We start from the raw sequence: 19,548 nt of genomic DNA on the forward strand, positions 1-19,548 counted from the left end.
GCTCACTCCACCTTGCGAATGCGTTCGATCAGCGCGGCCGCGGCGGGATCGCGCCCGGCCTTGGCGTAGATCGGGGCCATCGCGTCCTCGAACGGCTTGCGGTCGATCTCCCTGATGATGGTGACGCCGGCTTCCTGCGCCTTGCGCTGCGACTGCTCCTCGAGGTCGCGCCATTTCTCGCGCATGAACCGGCTGGAGCGCTGCGCGGCCTCCCGGAAGATCTTCTGGTCGTCCGGCGACAGGCTCTGCCAGGCCTTCAGCGAGATCACCAGCACTTCGGGGCTCATCGTGTGCTCGGTGAGCGTATAATGCCCGGCGTGCGTGTAATGATCCGTCGTCACGAAAGATGGCCAGTTGTTCTCGGCGCCGTCGATCAGATGGTTGGCGAGCCCGGTGAGCACCTGCCCATAGGGCATCTCGACCGGCTCGGCGCCGAGCGAGCGGATCATCTGGCTCATCAACTCCGACTGCTGCACCCGGATCCGCAATCCCTTGAGATCCGCGATGGTCTTCACCGGGCGGGCGCCGTTGTAGATCGACCGCGCCCCGGAATCGTAGAAGGCGAGCCCGACGAAGCCATAGGGCTCGAAGCTATCGAGGATCTCGCTACCGATCGGCCCGTCCAGCACCTTCTGCATGTGCTCGATGGACCGGAACAGGAACGGCATGGCGAGCACGTTCATCGCCGGCACGAAGTTGCCGATCAGCGCCACGTTGGTCCGGTTGAGGTCGATCGCGCCGGCCCGGGTCTGCTCGATGGTCTCCTTTTCCTCGCCGAGCTGGCGGGAGTGGAACACCTTGATCTCGTGGCGGCCGCCGCTGCGCTCGGCGATCAGCGCGCCCATGTAGCGCAGCGCCTGGACGGTCGGGTAATCCTCGGTCTGGGTATCGGCGGCGCGAAATTCGCGTGCAACGGCGCCCGTCGAACAGACGGCAAGCAGAAGCGCGACGACGATCACTCCGGTCCGCGAGAGTTCGGCACGGCTCAACACTGGCACACTCAACCCCTCAGTGGTGGAGTCTATGGCGGGGGCAAAAGGTTCAATGCAATCTAGCAGATGGTCGGGGGAAGGCCATCCCGCCCGGCGCGGCCGTGTAATTGTGCGGCGCGGCCGGCGTTCATTCCCGGTTGAAACCGGATATGCCGCGCCGTAAGCAGGGTCGCCCGCCGTTCGGCGCGCGACACGGGAAGAGCCATCGTGACGTCAGCATTGCGCGTTTTGCGAATCGCCGCCGCCCTGGCGGCTCTCTCATTGGCTGTGCCCGTGCACGCCGCCACCGACATCGCGTGGTGGCACGCCATGTCCGGCGAGCTTGGGCGGCAATTGGAAAAGCTCGCCTCGGACTTCAACGCCTCGCAGTCCGATTACCGCATCGTGCCCGCTTACAAGGGCAACTACACCGAGACGGTGACCGCCGCGATCTTCGCCTTCCGCTCGCGCAGCCAGCCCGCCATCGTCCAGGTCAACGAGGTCGCCACCGCCACCATGACCGCCGCCAGGGGCGCGATCTATCCGGTGTTCAGCCTGATGCGGGACATGCACGAGCCGTTCTCGCTGACCGATTACCTGCCCGCGGTCTCCGGCTATTACACCGACGCGGCCGGCAATCTGTTGTCGTTCCCGTTCAACTCCTCGACGCCGATCCTCTACTACAACAAGACCATGTTCCGTGACGCCGGCCTCGATCCGGAGGCGCCGCCGAAGACCTGGCCGGAATTGGGCGCGGCCGCAAAGCGCCTGCGCGACCGCGGTGCAGCGTGCGGCTTCACCACGTCCTGGCCGTCCTGGATCCATGTCGAGAATTTCTCCGCCTTCCATAATTTGCCGCTGGCGACGCGCGGCAACGGTTTCGCCGGGCTCGATGCCGAGCTGACCATCAACAATCCGGTCGTGGTCAAGCACATCGCCCAGCTCGCCGAATGGCAAAAGACAAAACTGTTCGACTATGGCGGCCGCGGACAAGCGGCCGAGCCGCGCTTCCAGAGCGGCGAATGCGGCATCTTCATCGGCTCCTCGGCGACGCGCGCGGACATCAGAGCGAATTCGAAATTCGAGATCGGCTACGGCATGATGCCGTATTGGCCCGACGTGAAGGGCGCGCCGCAGAACTCGATCATCGGCGGCGCCACGCTGTGGGTGCTGCGCGACCGGCCGCGCGAGGAATACAAGGGCGTGGCGCGGTTCTTCGCCTATCTGTCGCAGCCCGGCGTGCAGGCCGCCTGGCACCAGAACACCGGCTACCTTCCGATCACCCGCGCCGCGTCCGAGCTGACGCGCGCGCAGGGTTTTTACGAGCGCAATCCGGGCTCGGCGATCTCGTTCGAGGAGATCACGCTCAATCCGCCGACGGAGAACTCGAAGGGCATCCGGCTCGGCTCCTTCGTCCTGATCCGCGGCGCGATCGAAGACGAGCTGGAGCAGGCGTTCGCCGGCCAGAAGAGCGCGCAAGCCGCGCTGGATTCCGCCGTCGAGCGCGGCAACAAGCTGCTTCGCCAGTTCGAGCGGGCAAGTCCGGAGCGGTAATGCATGTTGCGATTGGACACCGCTGCGACCTCGAGTGAGGTGCGCCCCCTCTCCCGCTTGCGGGGGAGGGTTGGGGTGGGGGTGTCTCCACAACGGGATAATCCCCTAGAGGAAAGAGCCCCCACCCGGCGCGGGACGATGCTTCGCATCGCCCGGAACGCGCCGACCTCCCCCGCAAGCGGGAGAGGTGCACCGTCTTCTTGGCTCGCACTGAATCAACAAAAAAACACCTGAATGACGATCGCTCCATCGCAAACACTGCCGGCCTTCACCGACTCCGAAAGCTTTCGCGCCTTTCGCTCCGCGTCCTCGCAATGGCTGCCGATCGCCCTCGACATCGCGCGCAGCCACGATCTCGACATCAGCGCGCCGCATGTGTTTGCGACCGGCACCAACCTCGTGGTTGGTCTCGGCGAGACGCTGATCCTGAAAATCTTCCCGCCGCTGCTGCACGCACAATTCGTCTCCGAGCGCGGCTCGCTGATGCAGCTCAAAGGCCATCTCGATCTGCCGATCCCCGAGATCGTCGCCGAAGGAACGCGAGACGGCTGGCCCTATCTCGTCATCACCCGTCTTGCCGGCACGCTCGGCTCGGAGGTCTGGCCGCATCTGCCCGAACCGCAGAAGGAGCGCCTGCTGCGCCAGATCGGCGAGACCATCGCGAGCGTCCAGCGCGTCCCGCTCGGACCGCTGGCGAACATCGAGCCGCGCTGGGACGAATTCATGCGTGCGCAGATGCTAGGCTGCCGTGCCCGGCACACGCGCCTCGGCCTCGCGCCGAAATTCCTCAAAGGCCTCGACGATCTCCTGCGCGATGCGGAAAAGCTCATTCCGATGGATGCGCCGCCGGTCTTTCTGGTCGGCGAGTACATCCCGGAGAACTTCCTGCTCGCCTGCGATGACGGTCAGTGGTCGCTCAAAGGCCTGTTCGACTTCGGCGACGTGCTGGCGGGATGGCGCGATTACGACCTGCTCGGCCCCGGCGCGTTCATGGCGGCGGGCCGGCCGGGGAGGGTGAAGAGCCTGCTCGAAGGCTTTGGCTATGCGAAGCTCGACTATACGCTGAAGCGCCGGCTGATGGCCCTGATGCTGCTGCACCGCGCCAGCGACCTCAACAGCCACATCTGCATCGCGGGCTGGCAGGAGCAGGCGGATGACCTGGTCGAGCTGCAGGAGCTGATCTGGGCGGGTTGAGGCCGGTCAGCGCCGGCCCCGCCTCTCTCCGTCATTCCGGGGCGCCGCGGAGCGGCGAGCCCGGAATCCATGATCCTGCGCGTGCTGCCGCCCGATGGATTCCGGGCTCGATGCTGCGCATCGCCCTGGAATGACAGCCGTGCTTATCGGGCGGGCGCCAATCAAATTCAGCCCATTGAATAGGCAAATCTGTATCTTTGTATGCAATCTCGGGAGATCGAGACGAAGGCCACGATGCGCCTAAATCGACATTTCATAAGCGATATCAGTTCATTAACTTGATCGTAAATACTCGTTAAGCCTTGGCACGAACTTTGCGAATCCGGTTCCAACCAAAAACTTTGAGTTGGAGCGATTTCATGAAGCGCCGCGATTTCCTCAAGTCCGTTTCCGGATTGGCCGCCGGGGCGGCGCTTCCGGCGATGCCTCAGGTGATTTCCACCGCCTATGCCGACGCCCGCTCCGAGACGCTGCTGATCGTCTCGGAAGGCGGCCCCAACAATCTCGACATCCATGGCGTCGGCACCAACGTGCCCGGCTATGAGGTGTCCTGGAATTGCTACGACCGCCTGATCAGCCACGAGATGAAGAGCGGCCCCGGCGGGGTGCCCTATTACGACCGCGACAAGTTCAAGGGCGAGCTCGCCGAGGAGTTTAGGATCGACGACATGTCGGTCACCTTCAAGCTGAAGAAGAACGCCAAATTCCACGACGGGGCGCCCGTTACCGCCAAGGACGTAAAGTGGTCGCTCGATCGCGCCGTCAGCGTCGGCGGCTTTCCGACGTTCCAGATGAGCGCGGGCTCGCTGACCAAGCCCGAACAGTTCGTCGTGATCGACGACCACACGGTGCGCGTCGACTTCCTGAAGAAGGACAAACTGACGATTCCCGATCTCGCCGTGATCGTGCCCTGCATCGTCAACTCCGAGCTCGTGAAGAAGAACGCCAGCGAGAAGGATCCCTGGGGCCTCGAATTCACCAAGCAGCAGACCGCGGGCTCCGGCGCCTACAAGGTGACCAAGTGGACCGCGGGCACCGAAGTGATCATGGAGCGCAACGAGGATTGGGTCGGTGGCCCCTTGCCGAAGATCAAGCGCGTGATCTGGCGCATGGTGCCGCAGGCCGGCAACCGCCGCGCGCTGCTGGAGCGCGGCGATGCCGACATCTCCTACGAGCTGCCGAACAAGGACTTTCAGGAGATGAAAGCCAACGGCAAGCTCAACGTGGTGTCGCTGCCGTTCTCCAACGGCATCCAGTATATCGGCATGAACGTCACCAAGCCGCCCTTCGACAATCCGAAGGTGCGCCAGGCCGTTGCCTACGCGCTGCCCTATCAGAAGATCATGGACGCCGTGATGTTCGGCCTCGCCAACCCGATGTTCGGCGCGCCGAAGGACAAGGCGACCGAGGTCGCCTGGCCGCAGCCGCATAAATACAACACCGACATGGACAAGGCGAAGGCGCTACTGGCGGAGGCCGGCTATGCGAACGGCTTCGAGACCACGATCTCGTTCGACCTCAATTTTGCCGGCGTCAACGAGCCGCTCTGCGTGCTGGTGCAGGAGAGCCTCGCGCAGATCGGCATCAAGACCACCATCAACAAGGTGCCCGGCGCCAACTGGCGCACCGAATTGAACAAGAAGGAGATGCCGCTCTTCACCAACGTGTTCTCGGGCTGGCTCGATTACCCCGAGTACTTCTTCTACTGGTGCTATCACGGCAACAATTCCGTCTTCAACACCATGAGCTACAAGTCGGCGGAGATGGACAGACTGATCGACGGCGCCCGCACCGCCGCCGCGGCCGGCGACAAGTCAACTTACGATGCCGACGTGAAGGGCTTTGTCGATCTCGCCTTCACCGACATCCCGCGCATCCCGCTGTACCAGCCCTTCGTCAACGTCGCGATGCAGAAGAACATCAGCGGCTATCAATACTGGTTCCACCGGAGGCTCGATTATCGCGCGCTGGCGAAGGGGTGAGGTGTCGTGCGTGCGTGCGATCTGGCCGTGTCTTTCAGCTCTTGGAGTGAGGCTGCCACCGCTCCCTCATTCCCTCCCCCCTTGTGGGGGAGGGGCAGGGAGGGGGGTAGCCACAAACTCAGACCTCTCCCGGAGCCACCCCCCTCCCTAGCCCTCCCCCACATCCGCCTTCGCCCGAAGGCGGGCTTCGGCGGACAAGAGGGGGGAGGGAACGCAGCCGAACGTGCCGCACGATCTCGTTCCCATACGCAGCGCAGGAGCACCCCATGCTCACCATGATCGGCAAGCGCCTGATGTTTGCGATTCCCTCGCTGATCGGGGTCGTCATCGTCACCTTCCTGCTGACGCGCGCGCTGCCGGGCGATCCCGCCGCCTACTTCGCCGGCCCCGCTGCGACGAAGGAAGCCGTCGAGCAGATCCGGAAAAAACTCGGCCTCGACAAGCCGCTGATCGAGCAGTTCTTCCGCTACACGGCCGATCTCGCCCATGGCGATTTCGGCAATTCGCTGACGACGGGACAGCCGGTCGCGGCCGAAATCCGCAACCGCCTGCCGGCCTCTGCCGAGCTGACCTTGCTCGGTCTCATCGTCTCGGTCGTCATCGCCATCCCGCTCGGCGTGCTCGCTGCAACACGGCCGGGATCATGGGTCGATCACTTATGTCGGGTGACGACGACGGCCGGCGTCTCGCTGCCGGTGTTCTTCACCGGCCTGGTGCTGGTTTATGTCTTCTATTTCCGCCTCGGCTGGTCGCCTGCGCCGCTCGGCCGGCTCGACGTGTTCTACAGTGCGCCGCCGACGGTGACCGGCTTCTATCTGATCGACACCTTGATCGCGCGCGATCTCGAAGCGTTCCGCTCGGCGCTGAGCCAGCTCATCCTGCCGGCGACGACGTTGGCGATCTTCTCGCTGGCGCCGATCGCACGCATGACACGCGCCTCGATGCTGGCGGTGCTCGCGTCCGAATTCGTCCGCACCGCGCGCGCCAGCGGCCTGTCACCTTCGACCGTGATCGTCACTTACGCCTTCCGCAATGCGATGCTGCCTGTGATCACCACGCTCAGCATGGTGTTCTCGTTCCTGCTCGGCGCCAACGTGCTGGTGGAAAAAGTCTTCGCATGGCCCGGCATCGGCTCCTACGCGGTGGAAGCGCTGATCTCGTCGGACTTCGCGCCGGTGCAAGGTTTTGTCCTGACCATGGCGGTCATGTACGTGCTGCTCAATCTCGTGATCGACATTTTGTACGGCGTGATCGATCCGCGCGTGCGGTTGGAAGGGTAGGGGGCATTCATGAGTTCTGTTGCGCCTGCTGTCGAGCCTGTCGGTCCCGCACGTACCTCGGGACTGGCTGCGATCCTCGAACAGACCCGCTACGTGCTCGGCGAGAACAAGGTCACGGGCTTTGCCTTCGCCTTGCTGATCCTGATCCTCGCCGCCGCGATCTTCGGTCCCTATGTGGTGCCGTACGATCCGCTCGCCTCGGATACAGCTGCTGCGCTGAAACCGCCATCGGCCGCGCACTGGTTCGGCACCGACCAATTGGGGCGCGATATCTTCAGTCGCGTCGTCGTGGCAACGCGGCTCGACACTTTTATCGCGGTCGCCTCCGTCGCGCTGGTGTTCCTGATGGGCGGCCTCGCCGGCATCGCTGCCGGCTATTTCGGTGGCTGGACCGATCGCATCGTCGGCCGCATCGCCGACACCATCATGGCTTTCCCGCTGTTCGTGCTGGCGATGGGCATCGTCGCAGCGCTCGGCAACACCGTGCAGAACATCATCCTCGCCACAGCCATCGTGAACTTCCCGCTCTACGCCCGCGTCGCGCGCGCCGAGGCCAACGTCCGCCGCAACGCCGGCTTCGTGCAGGCGGCGCGCCTCTCCGGCAACGGCGAAGTCCGCATCCTCCTGGTGCACATCCTCCCGAACATCATGCCGATCATGATCGTGCAGATGTCGCTGACCATGGGCTACGCCATCCTCAATGCTGCCGGCCTCTCCTTCATCGGTCTCGGCGTCCGTCCGCCGACCGCGGAGTGGGGCATCATGGTCGCCGAAGGCGCCGGCTTCATGGTGTCAGGCGAATGGTGGATCGCGCTGTTCCCCGGTCTTGCCCTGATGATCGCCGTGTTCTGCTTCAACCTTCTCGGCGACGGCCTCCGCGACATCGTCGACCCCCAAAGGAGGACGTGATGGTGGTCGGGTTCGGGTGCGTGCAGCGAAGCTGTAAGGAGGGCACCATTCTCTCATTCCCTCCCCCCTTGTGGGGGAGGGGCAGGGAGGGGGGTAGCCACGAACTCCGACTTCGCTTGGGGCTACCCCTCTCCCCAACCCTCCCCCACAAGGGGGGAGGGAGTGAGAGGCCGGTGCCTCCCTCACGCGCACAAATCCCGTCGAAATTCCCCAACGATTCCAATGCCATTCTACTGTGCATGGGGTTGTTTTCGCATTTTTTGATTGGGAGGCCCGCATGACCGTCCAGCCGCTGCTCGACGTCCAGGACCTCACGGTGGAGTTCTCCACCCGCCGCGGCATCGTCAAAGCCGTGCAGCACGTCAACATCTCCGTCGCCAAGGGCGAGACGCTTGCCATCGTCGGCGAGTCCGGCTCGGGCAAGTCGGTGACGTCCTACGCGGTGATGCGCATCCTCGACCGCGCGGGGCGGATCGCCGAGGGCTCGGTGATGTTCTCCGGCATCGACGTCAAGGCCGCGACCGAGGACCAGATGCGCGATTTGCGCGGCCGCGAAGTCTCGATGATCTTTCAGAACCCGCGCGCCGCACTCAACCCGATCCGGAAAGTCGGCGACCAGATCGAGGACGTCTTGCGCACCCACGTGCAGCAGGCCCAGGTCAAGGATCACGGCGAGAAGGCGATCGAGGCGCTGGAGCAGGTCAAGATCGCCCGCCCGCGCGAGCGCTACCACGCCTATCCGTTCGAGCTCTCGGGCGGCATGTGCCAGCGCGTCGTCATCGCGCTCGCGCTCGCCTGCAATCCGCAGCTGCTGATCGCGGACGAGCCGACCACCGGCCTCGACGTCACCACGCAGAAGGCGGTGATGGACCTGATCGTAGAGCTGACCAAGCGCCGCGCGATGTCGACCATCCTGATCACCCACGATCTCGGCTTGGCAGCCGCCTATTGCGACCGCGTCGTGGTGATGGAGAAGGGCCGGGTGGTCGAAACCGCGAAAGCCGCCGACATCTTCGCCAACCCGCAGCACCCCTACACCAAGAAGCTGATGCGCGCGACGCCGCGGCTCGGCGTGAGCCTGCGGGATCTGCTGCCGGAGGAGGAGACTCTAGCCTCTCCCCGCGTGCGGGGAGAGGCCGACGCGCGGAGCGCGGCGGGTGAGGGGGGCTCTCCCAGCACCGTGCTCGCGGAGAGTCCCCCTCACCCCGACCCTCTCAGCGCGAGCGAAGCTCGTCGCGACCCCGCAAGCGGGGAGAGGGAGAAGACGCCGCTCCTCCTCATCGAAAAGCTCGTCAAGGAATACCCGCGCCAGGGCGCCACCGCCACGCTCGGAAAGCTGTTCGGCCGCAAGCCGCCGCTGGAGCCGGATGTCTTCCGCGCCGTTGACGGCATCAGCTTTTCGATCGGCCATGGCGAAAGCGTCGGCCTTGTCGGCGAGTCTGGCTGCGGCAAATCGACCACGTCGATGATGGTGATGCGCCTGCTCGACCAGACCTCCGGCCTGATCCAGTTCGACGGCGAGGACATCGGCGGCATCGCGCCGGCCTCGTTCGCCCGGCTGCCACAGCGCAGCCGCATCCAGATGGTGTTCCAGGATCCGACCGACAGCCTCAACCCGCGCTTCACCGCCGCGCGCGCCATTGCCGACCCGATCATGCAATTGGGAGATATCAGGGGGCGCGACGCGCTTCGCGCCCGCTGCGAGGAACTGGCCACCATGGTCGGCCTGCCGCACAACCTGCTGGATCGTTTCCCGCATCAATTGTCCGGCGGCCAGAAGGCCCGTGTCGGCATCGCCCGCGCCATCGCGCTGCATCCCAAGCTGGTCATCCTGGACGAGCCGACGGCGGCGCTGGACGTCTCGGTGCAGGCTGTCGTTCTGAACCTGCTGCAGGACCTCAAGGCGCGGCTAGGTATGAGCTATCTGTTCGTCTCGCATGATTTGAATGTGGTGCGCTTGCTGTGCGATCGTGTCATTGTGATGCGGACGGGTCGAATCGTCGAAGAGGGCTCTTCCGAGCAGGTCTTGAGCGATCCGCAGGACGACTACACCAAGGAGCTACTGACGGCGATCCCGCATCCGCCGTTGCAGGTCCACTGAGCATGATCCGGAAAAGTGTGACGCGGTTTTCCGAGAAGATCATGCTCAAATGACAACCTAGAGAGCTAGTTTGGGAGCGTGATGGCCGAGCCGCTGGACGATTATATCGACGCCGTATCGAAAGCGCTGGCGCTGCCGGTCGAGGAGGCCTGGAGGCCCGCGGTGCGCGCCAACCTCGAAGTCTCGCTGCGCCTCGCTCGCCTGGTCGACGAATTCGCGCTGCCGGACGAGACCGAGCCGGCGCCGATTTTCACCGCTTGATGTTGCCATGACCAGGAAGCCAGAGATGACGGCCTCGGACATCGCGAGTGCGGTTGCGGGCCGCCGGATGTCCGCGCTCGACGCTACGGAAGCGGCGCTGTCGCGCATCAAGCAGCACGACAGTGTCCTCAATTCCTTCACTGATGTCACCGCCGATCGCGCCCGTGCGAAAGCACGCGCCATCGACGCCGACATCGCCGCCGGCAAGGAAGTCGGCCCGCTCGCCGGCGTTCCCTTCGCGGTGAAGAACCTGTTTGACGTCGCCGGGCTTCCGACGCGCGCCGGCTCGAAGATCAACCGCGATCGCGCGCCCGCAGCGCGCGATGCGACGCTGATCGAGCGGATGGAAGCCGCCGGCGCCGTGCTGGTCGGCGCGCTCAACATGGGCGAATACGCCTATGATTTTACGGGCGAGAACGTCCATGACGGTCCCTCGCGCAATCCGCACGACACCACGCGGATGACCGGCGGCTCCTCGGGCGGCTCCGGCAGCGCGGTCGGCGGCGCGCTGGTGCCGATCGCGCTCGGCTCGGACACCAATGGCTCGATCCGCGTGCCGTCCTCGTTTTGCGGCATTTTTGGTTTGAAGCCGACCTATGGCCGGCTGTCGCGCGCGCGCTCGTTCCCGTTCGTCGCGAGCCTCGATCATCTCGGCCCGTTCGCGCGCTCCGTCACCGATCTCGCGCTTGCCTATGACGTGATGCAGGGCCCTGACGCGGAGGACAGCGCCTGCACGACGCGCGGTCTGGAGCCGACGCTGCCGCTGATCGCCAATCCCGTCTCGGATCTGCGCATCGCCATCGCCGGCGGGTATTTCCAGAAGAACGTGTTTCCGGAAGCGGTCGAGGCCGTCAGCCGCGTCGCCAAGGCGCTTGGCGCAACGAAGGTGGTCGACGTTCCCGAAGCCGCGCGCGCCCGCGCGGCCGCCTATGTCATCACCACCACCGAGGGCGCTTCGTTGCATCTCGATCGCCTGCGCAAGCGGCCGAACGATTTCGATCCTGCGGTGCGCGACCGGCTGATCGCTGGCGCGATGGTGCCGGCGCCGATGGTCGATCGGGCGCAAAAATTTCGGCGCTGGTATCGCGCGCAGCTCGCCGAGATCTTCAAGACCGTCGACGTGCTGCTCGCGCCGGCAACGCCCTGCACCGCGCCAAAGCTCGGGCAGGTGAATTTCAACCTCGACGGCGTCGAGCTGCCGGTGCGCGCCAATATCGGCGTCCACACCCAGCCGATCTCCTTCATCGGCCTGCCGGTGGTGGCCGTCCCGGTGCCGCTCGAGCCGCTGCCGATCGGCGTGCAGATCATCGCTGCGCCCTGGCGCGAGGACATCGCGCTCCGCGTCGCCTACGCTTTGGAAAAGATGGGCGTCGCGGCAGCGCCCGCGCCGAGAGGACTCTGACATGGAGATCGATCTCCCCGAGGTGATCGCGGAAGTCAAAGCCGCATTCGATCGTTATGAGCAGGCCCTCGTCAGTAACGATGTCGCCGTGCTCGGCGAACTCTTCCGCAACGATCCCCGCACGCTGCGCTACGGCATCGGTGAGAACCTCTACGGCTACGAGGCGATCAACGGCTTCCGCGCCGCGCGCTCGCCGGTCGGCCTGAACCGCCGCACCGCCAAGACGGTGATCAGCAGCTATGGCCGCGACACCGCGGTGGCCTCCACCCTGTTCTACCGCGATACGGCGCCCGGCAAGGTCGGCCGGCAGATGCAGACCTGGATTCGCTTTCCCGAGGGCTGGCGCGTCGTCGCCGCCCATGTCAGCATGATCGACGAGCCGAAAGAGACCTGACCGCATGACGCTCGACGATCTTCCGCAGGGAGCACTGCCGGCCGAGCCGGTGGTGCCCCGCGTCGACCGTGCCTCGCCATCGGTGCAGAAGGTCACGCGCGCCGAGGAGCTGCGCCTGCAACTCGCCGACGAGATCGTGCGCGGCGCCCTGGCCCCCGGCTCGCCCCTGGACGAGACCGATATCGCGCGCCGCTTCAGCGTGTCGCGGACGCCGGTGCGTGAGGCGCTGCGTCAGCTCGTGGCCAGCGGCCTCGTCGAAGCGCGTGCTCATCGCGGCGCGGTGGTGGCGCAGCCCTCGATCGAGCGTCTGACGAGCATGTTCGAGGCGATGGCCGAGCTCGAGGCGCTGTGCGCAGGCCTTGCCGCCGAGCGCATGTCCGCCGCCGAGCGCCATGGCCTCGAGGCGATCCACGAAGAGCTGCGCGTGCTGAGCTACACCGGCAATCCCGATCGCTTCCACGTGGTCAACGAGCGCTTCCACAACGCGATCTATGCGGGATCGCAGAACGGCTACATCGCCGAGATCACGCTCGCCACGCGGGTGCGCGTGCAACCGTTCCGTCGCGCCCAGTTCCGCAACCTCGGCCGTCTCGCCAAATCGCAAGCCGAGCACGACCGCGTCGTCGTCGCCATCATGCGCGGCGACAAGCAGGGCGCAGCCGTCGCGATGCGCGCGCATATCGAATTGGTGCGCGGGGAGTACGAGATCTACGCGGTGTCGGTGTAGCGCCGCGCGATCGGTGCCGTAGGGTGGGCAAAGGCGCAAAGCGCCGTGCCCACGGTTTTTCATGAAGGTCGGGATCGTGGGCACGCTTCGCTTTGCCCACCCTACGAGACCTACTTTGTCGCAGCTTCCTTCATATACGCGCGCCATCCCCCATACGCGGTGATATCTCGCGCATCGCTCAGCACCTCCGGCTCGACGAGAAACCCCTTCACGCTGCGGCCGTCGCCCAGGCGCACCGTGCCGATCGCCATCGGCGAAGGAATCGCATTGACGAATTTGCCGAACGCGGACGGCGACAGCGACCAGATCTCCAGCTCGATCGATGCGCCCTTGCCGGCTGCGACGCGCAGCATGCCGGGTTTCGGCGGCGTGGTCTTGAGCGCGTAGAGCTTGTAGTCGGGCGCAGTTCTGGTTGCCTCGATCAGGCGCCCGTTCAGTGCCTTCAATTCGCCGTTGAGCACCATGCCGGACAGATGCGCGCCGACGACCGCGATCGGGATCTCGTCGCCGCTGCTTGGCGGCAGCGGCGACAGCGGAGCTTGCGCCGTGCCCTTCGCGCCGAGACTCAGCTTGGTATCGGCATGGAAGACGCGACCGATGCTCGCGAGCAGCGCATCATGCCCCGCGGGCGCGAGCAGCGTGATGCCGAACGGAATGCCGTCGGCGCGCATCGACGCCGGCAGCGCGAGGCCGCAGAGATCGAGCAGATTGACGAAATTGGTGTAGGTGCCGAGCCGGCTGTTGAGCTCGATCGGATTGGCGAGCACCTGCGCGGTGGTATAGGCGGTCGGCGCGGTCGGCAGCACCAGCGCGTCGATATTGGCAAACGTGCGCTCGGCAATCTTGCGCAGGCCCTGCAGGCGATAGAGCGCCGAGAACGTGTCCGCAGCCGTGAGCCGCGCGCCGGCCGCGGTGATCTCGCGCGTCACCGGATGAATCGAATCGGGCGCGGACGCCAGCAGATCCTTGATCACGAGGTAGCGTTCGGCGACCCAGGGGCCCTCATAGAGCAGCCGCGCCGTCTCGTAGAACGGCTCGAGGTCGAATTCGACCAACGTTGCGCCGAGTGCTGTCCAGCGCTTCAGTGCATCGGCGTAGGCGGCTTCCGCCTTCTTGTCGCCGAAAAAGATCAGCTGTCCGTTGCGCGGCACGCCGAGGCGCAAGCCTGCCGGGAACGGCGTGAGCGCGCCCAGCGGCCGGTCGCGCGAGAACGGATCGGCTTGGTCGGGTCCTGCCATCACGGAGAGCGCCAGTGCGGCATCGTCCACGGTCAGCGCAAACACCGAGATGCAATCGAGCGTGCGGCAGGCCGGCACCAGCCCCGCATTCGAGACCATGCCGAGGCTCGGCTTCAGCCCGACGATGTTGTTGAGCATCGCCGGCACGCGCCCGGAGCCGGCCGTGTCAGTCCCCAGCGACAGCGGCACGAGCCCCGCGCCGACCGCCACCGCGGAGCCCGAACTGGAGCCGCCCGGAATGAGATCCTCGCGGATCGAATTCTTGGGAACGCCGTAGGGCGAGCGCACGCCGACGAGGCCGGTGGCGAACTGGTCGAGATTGGTCTTGCCGATGATGATGGCGCCGGCCGCGCGCAGCCGCGCCACCGCAGTCGAGTCATGCGTCGGCGTCGTGGAGAAGGCCGGGCAGGCCGCCGTGGTCGGAAAGCCCAGCGCGTCGATATTGTCCTTCACCGCAACGGGCACGCCGTAGAGTGGCAGGCTGGCGGTGTCCTTCGTGGCGAGCCTCTCAGCCTCCGCGATCGCATCCTTTTCGTCGCGCAGGCTGATGAAGATGGCGGGATCATTGTGGTCGCGGATGCGCTGATAGGTCCGGGCGACCGTCTCTGCCGGCGTCAGCGTGCCCGCGCGATGCGCGGCCAAAATCGCGGCGATCGTTTCAGGCTGCTCAGCCCCCATTTCAGCCCCCATGGCGACAAAACTCCGGCAACTGCTTCACCCCCGGAGTGAAGCAAGCGATGTGCCATTGTGTACATTATCCGGGCAGGACGTAGGCTGCGGATATGATCCGTGGGATCAGTGGCTTGCGGGATATTTTGGCAGGCGGGCGGGCCGTGCCGTCAGCGCCCCGTGACGGGCATCTGCCCAAATCATGGGCAGTCGAGATCAGGTGAAGCCAGCAAGGATCCGCAGCAGGTGTGCCCGGTTTTCCTTGCCGATCTTCTCTTCGACATGCCGCTCGTGCTCGGCCGCGAGCCGCTTGAATTTCGCCAGCGCCGTATCGCCCTGGGTCGTGAGATGCAGCGCATGCGAGCGACGGTCCGCCTTCGATTTGACCCGCTTCACGAGCTTGCGCTGTTCGAGGCTGTCGAGCAGGTGCACCAGCCGGGCGCGCTCGATGCCAAGGCGCTTTGCCACCGCCATCTGCGACAGGCCCGGATTGGCGCCGATCACGGTCAGCACCGAATATTGCGTCGGCCGGATGTCGACATCGCCGAGCGTTCTGATGAAGTCCTGAAAGATCCAGATCTGGAAGCGCCGTACCGCATAGCCGGCGTGCCCGACCAGTGCGTCGAGGCCGATATCGTCGGCGATGTCCCGAGGCGCCGCGCCGTTGCCGGCGCGTCTGCGTGCGGAAGTCTGGGCTGAGGTGGCTGTCAAATCACGTCTCCTGCCGGACTATTCTTGTAACGTCATTATTGCGCGGGCGGAAGATTGTTGTTGACGACAACAATTGTCATGCCCAACATTATGGCCAAAGCAGCCCGGAACGAGGCTGCGGCCGATCCGGGATCCGGGCGGAGGAGGAAATCATGACAACCGCCGCACGCGGCGATGCCGCAAGCCTGTTTGCAACGCCACGGACCGTCGCCGAGCATCGCGCCGACGGCAGCATCGTGCTGCGCTCGCCCGACCCCTTGCGCGACGGCGCGCGCTGCGTCGGCGACTGGCTGGAGCAATGGGCGCGGCAAACGCCGGATGCGACCTTCCTTGCCGAGCGCGGCGACGTCGAGGCGCCATGGACCACCGTCAGCTATGCGCAGGCGCTGCGCCAGGTGCGTGCGGCGGCGTCCTGGATCCTGGCACAGGGTCTGAGCGCCGAACGCCCGCTCGCGATTCTCTCCGACAACAGCATCGACCACGCGCTGCTGGCGCTTGCGGCCCAGCATGTCGGCGTGCCCTCGGCGGCGATTTCGCCGGCCTATTCGTTGATGTCGAAAGATTTTGACAAGCTCAAGAGCATGATCGCACTGCTCGAGCCGGGCGCGATCTATGTCTCCGCCATGAAACCATTTGCGGCAGCGCTGGCGGCGATCAAACCGCTTCACACGGCCCAGATCATCAGCGGCATCGACGGCGATGCCGATGCGTTGGCCTTCGGCGCCATTGCAACAACGCCTGAAACGCCCGACGTCGCAACGGCGTTCGCCGCGGTGACGCCCGACACGATCGCCAAATTCCTGTTCACCTCGGGGTCGACAGGCAGGCCCAAGGCCGTCATCAACACCCAGCGCATGCTGACCTCGAGCCAGCAGGCCAAGGCGCAGACCTGGACATTTCTGGAGCAGGGTGGCCGCGACCTCGTCATTCTCGACTGGTTGCCCTGGAGCCACACCTTCGGCGCCAACCACAATTTCAATCTCGTGCTGCGCAATGGCGGCTCGCTCTATATCGACGGCGGCAAGCCGGCGCCCGGGCTGTTTGCGACGTCGCTCGCCAATCTGAAAAGCGTGATGCCGACGGTCTATTTCAACGTGCCGCGCGGATTCGACATGCTGATCGCGGCGCTGCGCGGCGACGAGGAGCTGCGTCACCGCTTCTTCAGCGAGGTGAAATTCGCCTTCTATGCCGGTGCCGCGTTGCCGCAGAATCTCTGGGATGCGCTCGAAGACCTCTCGATCAAGACCGTCGGCCGCGCGCTGCCGATGGTTTCGGCCTGGGGTTCGACCGAAACGTCGCCGCTTGCGACCGACTGCCATTTCCTCGCGGAGCGCTCCGGCAATATCGGTGTGCCCATTCCCGGCACCGAGCTGAAGCTGGTCCCCTCCGGCGACAAGCTGGAGGTGCGGGTGCGCGGTCCCAACGTCACGCCGGGCTATTGGAAGGCGCCGGAGCTGACCAGGCAGGCCTTTGATGAAGAGGGTTTTTATCTCATCGGCGATGCGGTGAAGCTTGCCGATCACGCGCGGCCGGAGCGCGGCCTGTTCTTCGACGGCCGCGTCGCCGAGGATTTCAAGCTCAATTCCGGCACCTGGGTCAGCGTCGGCACGCTGCGCGTTGCCGGCATCGCCGCGCTGGCGCCGCTGGCGCAGGATATCGTGGTGTCAGGTCATGGCGGCGACGAAGTGCGCTTCCTGGTGTTCCCCAACGTCGCGGCCTGCCGTGCTCATGCCGGCCTGGGCGAGACGGCTGATGTGCACGAGGTGCTCGCGCATGCCAAGGTCAGGAGCGCCATTGCGCAGGAACTGGCGAAACTGAAGCAGGACGGCCCCAATTCCGCCGGCCACGCTACGCGCGCGCTGCTTCTCGCCGAACCGCCGTCGGTCGATGGCGGCGAGATTACCGACAAGGGCTACATCAACCAGCGCGCCGTGCTGACCCGCCGCGCCGATGCGGTGGCGCGGTTGAACGATGATGCGTCGGGCGAGTGGATCGGGTTGTAAAGGCCGGTAGCGAAGCCACATTCCGCTGTCATTCCGGGGCGCGCCTCTTGGCGCGAGCCCGGAATCCATTTCACCGCAGGGGTGTTGCACGATGGATTCCGGGTTCGCGCTACGCGCGCCCCGGAATGACGAGATGGGCCAATCCCGCTGCCGCAATATATTGCTGATTCTTTTGTTGCCTAAGCAACTAATCTGTGCGAACCGTTCCAGACCAGGACGACGGCGGGGAAACCGCCGGGTCCGATCTCGGAGGAAACGATGCTCGGCAGGAAGGGTGCCGCGGGCAAGCGCGGGCGCATGCCTGGAGGTGGCGACAGGGCGCGGCCGCGGTGCGGTGCGTCAGGTGTAGCTGCTGTCCGTGACCGCGCCGAGATTTTCGTGCAGCCGGCGGAGCAGGCCGATCAGCACCTCGCGCTCGTCCTTGCTCAGGCAGGACAACAGCCGCCGCTCGCGTTCGAGCGCTGCGGCGATCACCTTGTCATGGGTGCTGCGGCCCTTCGCCGTCAGCGAAATCGAATGGGTGCGGCCGTCGTGGGGATCGGTGCGGATCGAGATCAGCCCGCGCTTCTCGAGGCCCGCCAGCGTCCGGCTCACTGGCCCCTTGTCGAAGCCGATGACGTGACAGATGCGCGAGGCCGGAATGCCGGGCTCGATCGCCAGCAGCGACATGATCCGCCATTCCGTGACGTTGACGCCGAACTCCCGCTGATAGAACGCGGTCGCGCTGTTCGAGAGCTTGTTGGCGATGAAGGTGACGAAGGCCGGGACGTAACGCTCGAGATCGAGCGTCGGTCCCGCCTCTGCGGGCGCAGGCTTGTGGCGGGGTCTGGTCGAAGGCGCAGGCATGTCGGCGTTCTGTCTCGCGGTGAGGCCACCGACCTAAAGGCATGCGCCGCGCTTTCACAAGATCAAAATGAGAGAGGTCTCCCATGACCGCATCCGGCACCCCTGCATCGACAGGCTCTGCGGCCGTCCCGCATCTCGACGTCGATCCCTTCGACATGAATTTTTTCGCGGACCCGTATCCGACGCATCAGCGGCTGCGGGAGGCAGGGCCGGTGGTCTACCTCGACAAATGGAACGTCTATGGCGTGGCGCGCTATGCCGAGGTCCATGCGGTGCTGAACGATCCCGCGACCTTCTGCTCCAGCCGCGGCGTCGGCCTGTCCGACTTCAAGAAGGAGACGCCGTGGCGGCCGCCGAGCCTGATCCTCGAGGCCGATCCGCCCGCGCACACCCGCACCCGCGCCGTGCTGTCGAAGGTGCTGTCGCCGACCGTGATGAAGCAGGTGCGCGACCGCTTTGCCGCCGCTGCGGAGGAGCGGGTGGATGCGCTGCTGCACAAGCGCAGCTTCGACGCGATCACCGATCTCGCCGAGGCCTATCCGCTCTCGATCTTTCCGGATGCGCTGGGCCTGAAGGCGGAGGGACGCGAGCATCTCATTCCCTATGCCAGCGTCGTGTTCAACGCGTTCGGTCCGCCCAATGAGCTGCGCCAGCAGGCGATCGCGCGCTCGGCGCCGCACCAGGCCTATGTCGCCGAGCAATGCCAGCGCGACAACCTCGCGCCCGGTGGCTTCGGCGCCTGTATCCACGCCCGGGTCGACGACGGTGAGATCACCGCGACCGAGGCGCCGCTGCTGGTGCGCTCGCTGCTGTCGGCCGGCCTCGACACCACCGTCAACGGCATCGGCGCGGCGGTCTATTGCCTTGCGCGCTTCCCCGACCAGTGGCAGCGCCTGCGCGCTGATCTGACGCTGGCACGCAACGCCTTCGAGGAGGCCGTGCGGTTCGAAAGCCCGGTGCAGACCTTCTTCCGGACCACCACTCGCGATGTCGAGCTGTCAGGCGCGACGATCGGCGAGGGCGAGAAGGTACTGATGTTCCTCGCCGCCGCCAATCGCGATCCCAGACGCTGGGACGAGCCTGATAGCTACGACATCACGCGCCGCACCTCCGGCCATGTCGGCTTCGGCTCGGGAATCCACATGTGCGTCGGACAGCTCGTTGCCCGCCTCGAAGGCGAGGTGATGCTGACGGCGCTGGCCCGGCGCATCGCGAAGATCGAGATCACGGGCGAGCCGAAGCGTCGCTTCAACAACACGCTGCGCGGGCTCGACAGCCTGCCCGTCACGATCACCCCGGCCTGACC

16 protein-coding genes are annotated in these 19,548 nt (G+C 65.5%); 12 read left to right on the forward strand and 4 right to left on the reverse strand.

Features of this window, described 5'->3' with window-relative positions; translation table 11 throughout:
* Positions 1–2: 2 nt before the first annotated feature.
* Positions 3–998: a TRAP transporter substrate-binding protein gene (locus GDN70_RS05175; RefSeq protein WP_152102243.1), complete on the reverse strand. Its 996-nt coding sequence runs from the start codon at positions 996–998 to the stop codon at positions 3–5.
* Positions 999–1,199: 201 nt separating this feature from the next.
* Here GDN70_RS05175 and ugpB point away from each other — a divergent pair, with 201 nt between their 5' ends.
* The 10 genes from ugpB (at position 1,200) to GDN70_RS05225 (ending at position 12,775) form a co-directional block, all read left to right on the forward strand.
* Entirely contained in the window at positions 1,200–2,525 is a 1,326-nt protein-coding gene (gene ugpB / locus GDN70_RS05180) for a sn-glycerol-3-phosphate ABC transporter substrate-binding protein UgpB (RefSeq protein WP_371731496.1), read from the forward strand.
* Positions 2,526–2,759: 234 nt separating this feature from the next.
* Positions 2,760–3,719: a phosphotransferase gene (locus tag GDN70_RS05185; protein ID WP_152102245.1), complete on the forward strand. Its 960-nt coding sequence runs from the start codon at positions 2,760–2,762 to the stop codon at positions 3,717–3,719.
* 359 nt (positions 3,720–4,078) lie between these two features.
* Positions 4,079–5,701, forward strand: coding sequence for an ABC transporter substrate-binding protein (locus GDN70_RS05190; RefSeq protein WP_152102246.1), 1,623 nt, complete (start codon positions 4,079–4,081; stop codon positions 5,699–5,701).
* Between the two features lie 266 nt (positions 5,702–5,967).
* Entirely contained in the window at positions 5,968–6,981 is a 1,014-nt protein-coding gene (locus tag GDN70_RS05195) for an ABC transporter permease (RefSeq protein WP_152102247.1), read from the forward strand.
* A gap of 9 nt (positions 6,982–6,990) precedes the next feature.
* Entirely contained in the window at positions 6,991–7,890 is a 900-nt protein-coding gene (locus tag GDN70_RS05200; RefSeq protein WP_152102248.1) for an ABC transporter permease, read from the forward strand.
* A gap of 277 nt (positions 7,891–8,167) precedes the next feature.
* Positions 8,168–9,991: an ABC transporter ATP-binding protein gene (locus GDN70_RS05205; protein WP_152102249.1), complete on the forward strand. Its 1,824-nt coding sequence runs from the start codon at positions 8,168–8,170 to the stop codon at positions 9,989–9,991.
* 81 nt (positions 9,992–10,072) lie between these two features.
* Positions 10,073–10,252, forward strand: a complete 180-nt coding sequence (locus GDN70_RS05210) for a DUF4089 domain-containing protein (RefSeq protein ID WP_018316853.1) — start codon at positions 10,073–10,075, stop codon at positions 10,250–10,252.
* Between the two features lie 7 nt (positions 10,253–10,259).
* Positions 10,260–11,654: an AtzE family amidohydrolase gene (locus GDN70_RS05215; RefSeq protein ID WP_173015756.1), complete on the forward strand. Its 1,395-nt coding sequence runs from the start codon at positions 10,260–10,262 to the stop codon at positions 11,652–11,654.
* Between the two features lies 1 nt (position 11,655).
* Entirely contained in the window at positions 11,656–12,048 is a 393-nt protein-coding gene (gene hpxZ / locus GDN70_RS05220) for an oxalurate catabolism protein HpxZ (RefSeq protein ID WP_028139734.1), read from the forward strand.
* Between the two features lie 4 nt (positions 12,049–12,052).
* Positions 12,053–12,775, forward strand: coding sequence for a GntR family transcriptional regulator (locus GDN70_RS05225; RefSeq protein ID WP_028139735.1), 723 nt, complete (start codon positions 12,053–12,055; stop codon positions 12,773–12,775).
* Positions 12,776–12,885: 110 nt separating this feature from the next.
* On the opposite strand, the gene atzF is transcribed toward GDN70_RS05225, so the two are convergent.
* Positions 12,886–14,703 (reverse strand): allophanate hydrolase, encoded by a 1,818-nt coding sequence (gene atzF, locus GDN70_RS05230; protein ID WP_038970754.1) that lies wholly within the window; start codon positions 14,701–14,703, stop codon positions 12,886–12,888.
* Between the two features lie 195 nt (positions 14,704–14,898).
* Complete coding sequence (locus GDN70_RS05235) at positions 14,899–15,393, reverse strand: MarR family winged helix-turn-helix transcriptional regulator (protein ID WP_152102250.1); 495 nt, start codon at positions 15,391–15,393, stop codon at positions 14,899–14,901.
* Positions 15,394–15,545: 152 nt separating this feature from the next.
* Between GDN70_RS05235 and GDN70_RS05240 the strand changes: the two genes are divergently transcribed.
* On the forward strand, positions 15,546–17,396 hold the full coding sequence (locus tag GDN70_RS05240; RefSeq protein WP_097668837.1) for a feruloyl-CoA synthase: 1,851 nt from the start codon (positions 15,546–15,548) through the stop codon (positions 17,394–17,396).
* A 339-nt stretch (positions 17,397–17,735) separates the two neighbouring features.
* On the opposite strand, the gene GDN70_RS05245 is transcribed toward GDN70_RS05240, so the two are convergent.
* Entirely contained in the window at positions 17,736–18,242 is a 507-nt protein-coding gene (locus GDN70_RS05245; protein WP_028139739.1) for a MarR family winged helix-turn-helix transcriptional regulator, read from the reverse strand.
* Between the two features lie 83 nt (positions 18,243–18,325).
* On the opposite strand from GDN70_RS05245, the gene GDN70_RS05250 reads away from it, so the two are divergent.
* Positions 18,326–19,546: a cytochrome P450 gene (locus GDN70_RS05250; protein ID WP_038946875.1), complete on the forward strand. Its 1,221-nt coding sequence runs from the start codon at positions 18,326–18,328 to the stop codon at positions 19,544–19,546.
* Positions 19,547–19,548: the final 2 nt, after the last annotated feature.

Origin of the sequence: Bradyrhizobium sp. TM102 (assembly GCF_009176685.1) — a bacterium.
GTDB lineage: Bacteria > Pseudomonadota > Alphaproteobacteria > Rhizobiales > Xanthobacteraceae > Bradyrhizobium > Bradyrhizobium ottawaense.

Bases quoted from the DNA above. Each gene is read 5' to 3' on its own strand.
- GDN70_RS05185 (WP_152102245.1), top strand. From the start codon at position 2,760: ATGACGATCGCTCCATCGCAAACACTGCCGGCCTTCACCGACTCCGAA.
- GDN70_RS05190 (WP_152102246.1), top strand. From the start codon at position 4,079: ATGAAGCGCCGCGATTTCCTCAAGTCCGTTTCCGGATTGGCCGCCGGG.
- GDN70_RS05195 (WP_152102247.1), top strand. From the start codon at position 5,968: ATGCTCACCATGATCGGCAAGCGCCTGATGTTTGCGATTCCCTCGCTG.
- GDN70_RS05200 (WP_152102248.1), top strand. From the start codon at position 6,991: ATGAGTTCTGTTGCGCCTGCTGTCGAGCCTGTCGGTCCCGCACGTACC.
- GDN70_RS05205 (WP_152102249.1), top strand. From the start codon at position 8,168: ATGACCGTCCAGCCGCTGCTCGACGTCCAGGACCTCACGGTGGAGTTC.
- GDN70_RS05210 (WP_018316853.1), top strand. From the start codon at position 10,073: ATGGCCGAGCCGCTGGACGATTATATCGACGCCGTATCGAAAGCGCTG.
- GDN70_RS05215 (WP_173015756.1), top strand. From the start codon at position 10,260: ATGACCAGGAAGCCAGAGATGACGGCCTCGGACATCGCGAGTGCGGTT.
- hpxZ (WP_028139734.1), top strand. From the start codon at position 11,656: ATGGAGATCGATCTCCCCGAGGTGATCGCGGAAGTCAAAGCCGCATTC.
- GDN70_RS05225 (WP_028139735.1), top strand. From the start codon at position 12,053: ATGACGCTCGACGATCTTCCGCAGGGAGCACTGCCGGCCGAGCCGGTG.
- atzF (WP_038970754.1), bottom strand. From the start codon at position 14,703: ATGGGGGCTGAAATGGGGGCTGAGCAGCCTGAAACGATCGCCGCGATT.
- GDN70_RS05240 (WP_097668837.1), top strand. From the start codon at position 15,546: ATGACAACCGCCGCACGCGGCGATGCCGCAAGCCTGTTTGCAACGCCA.
- GDN70_RS05245 (WP_028139739.1), bottom strand. From the start codon at position 18,242: ATGCCTGCGCCTTCGACCAGACCCCGCCACAAGCCTGCGCCCGCAGAG.
- GDN70_RS05250 (WP_038946875.1), top strand. From the start codon at position 18,326: ATGACCGCATCCGGCACCCCTGCATCGACAGGCTCTGCGGCCGTCCCG.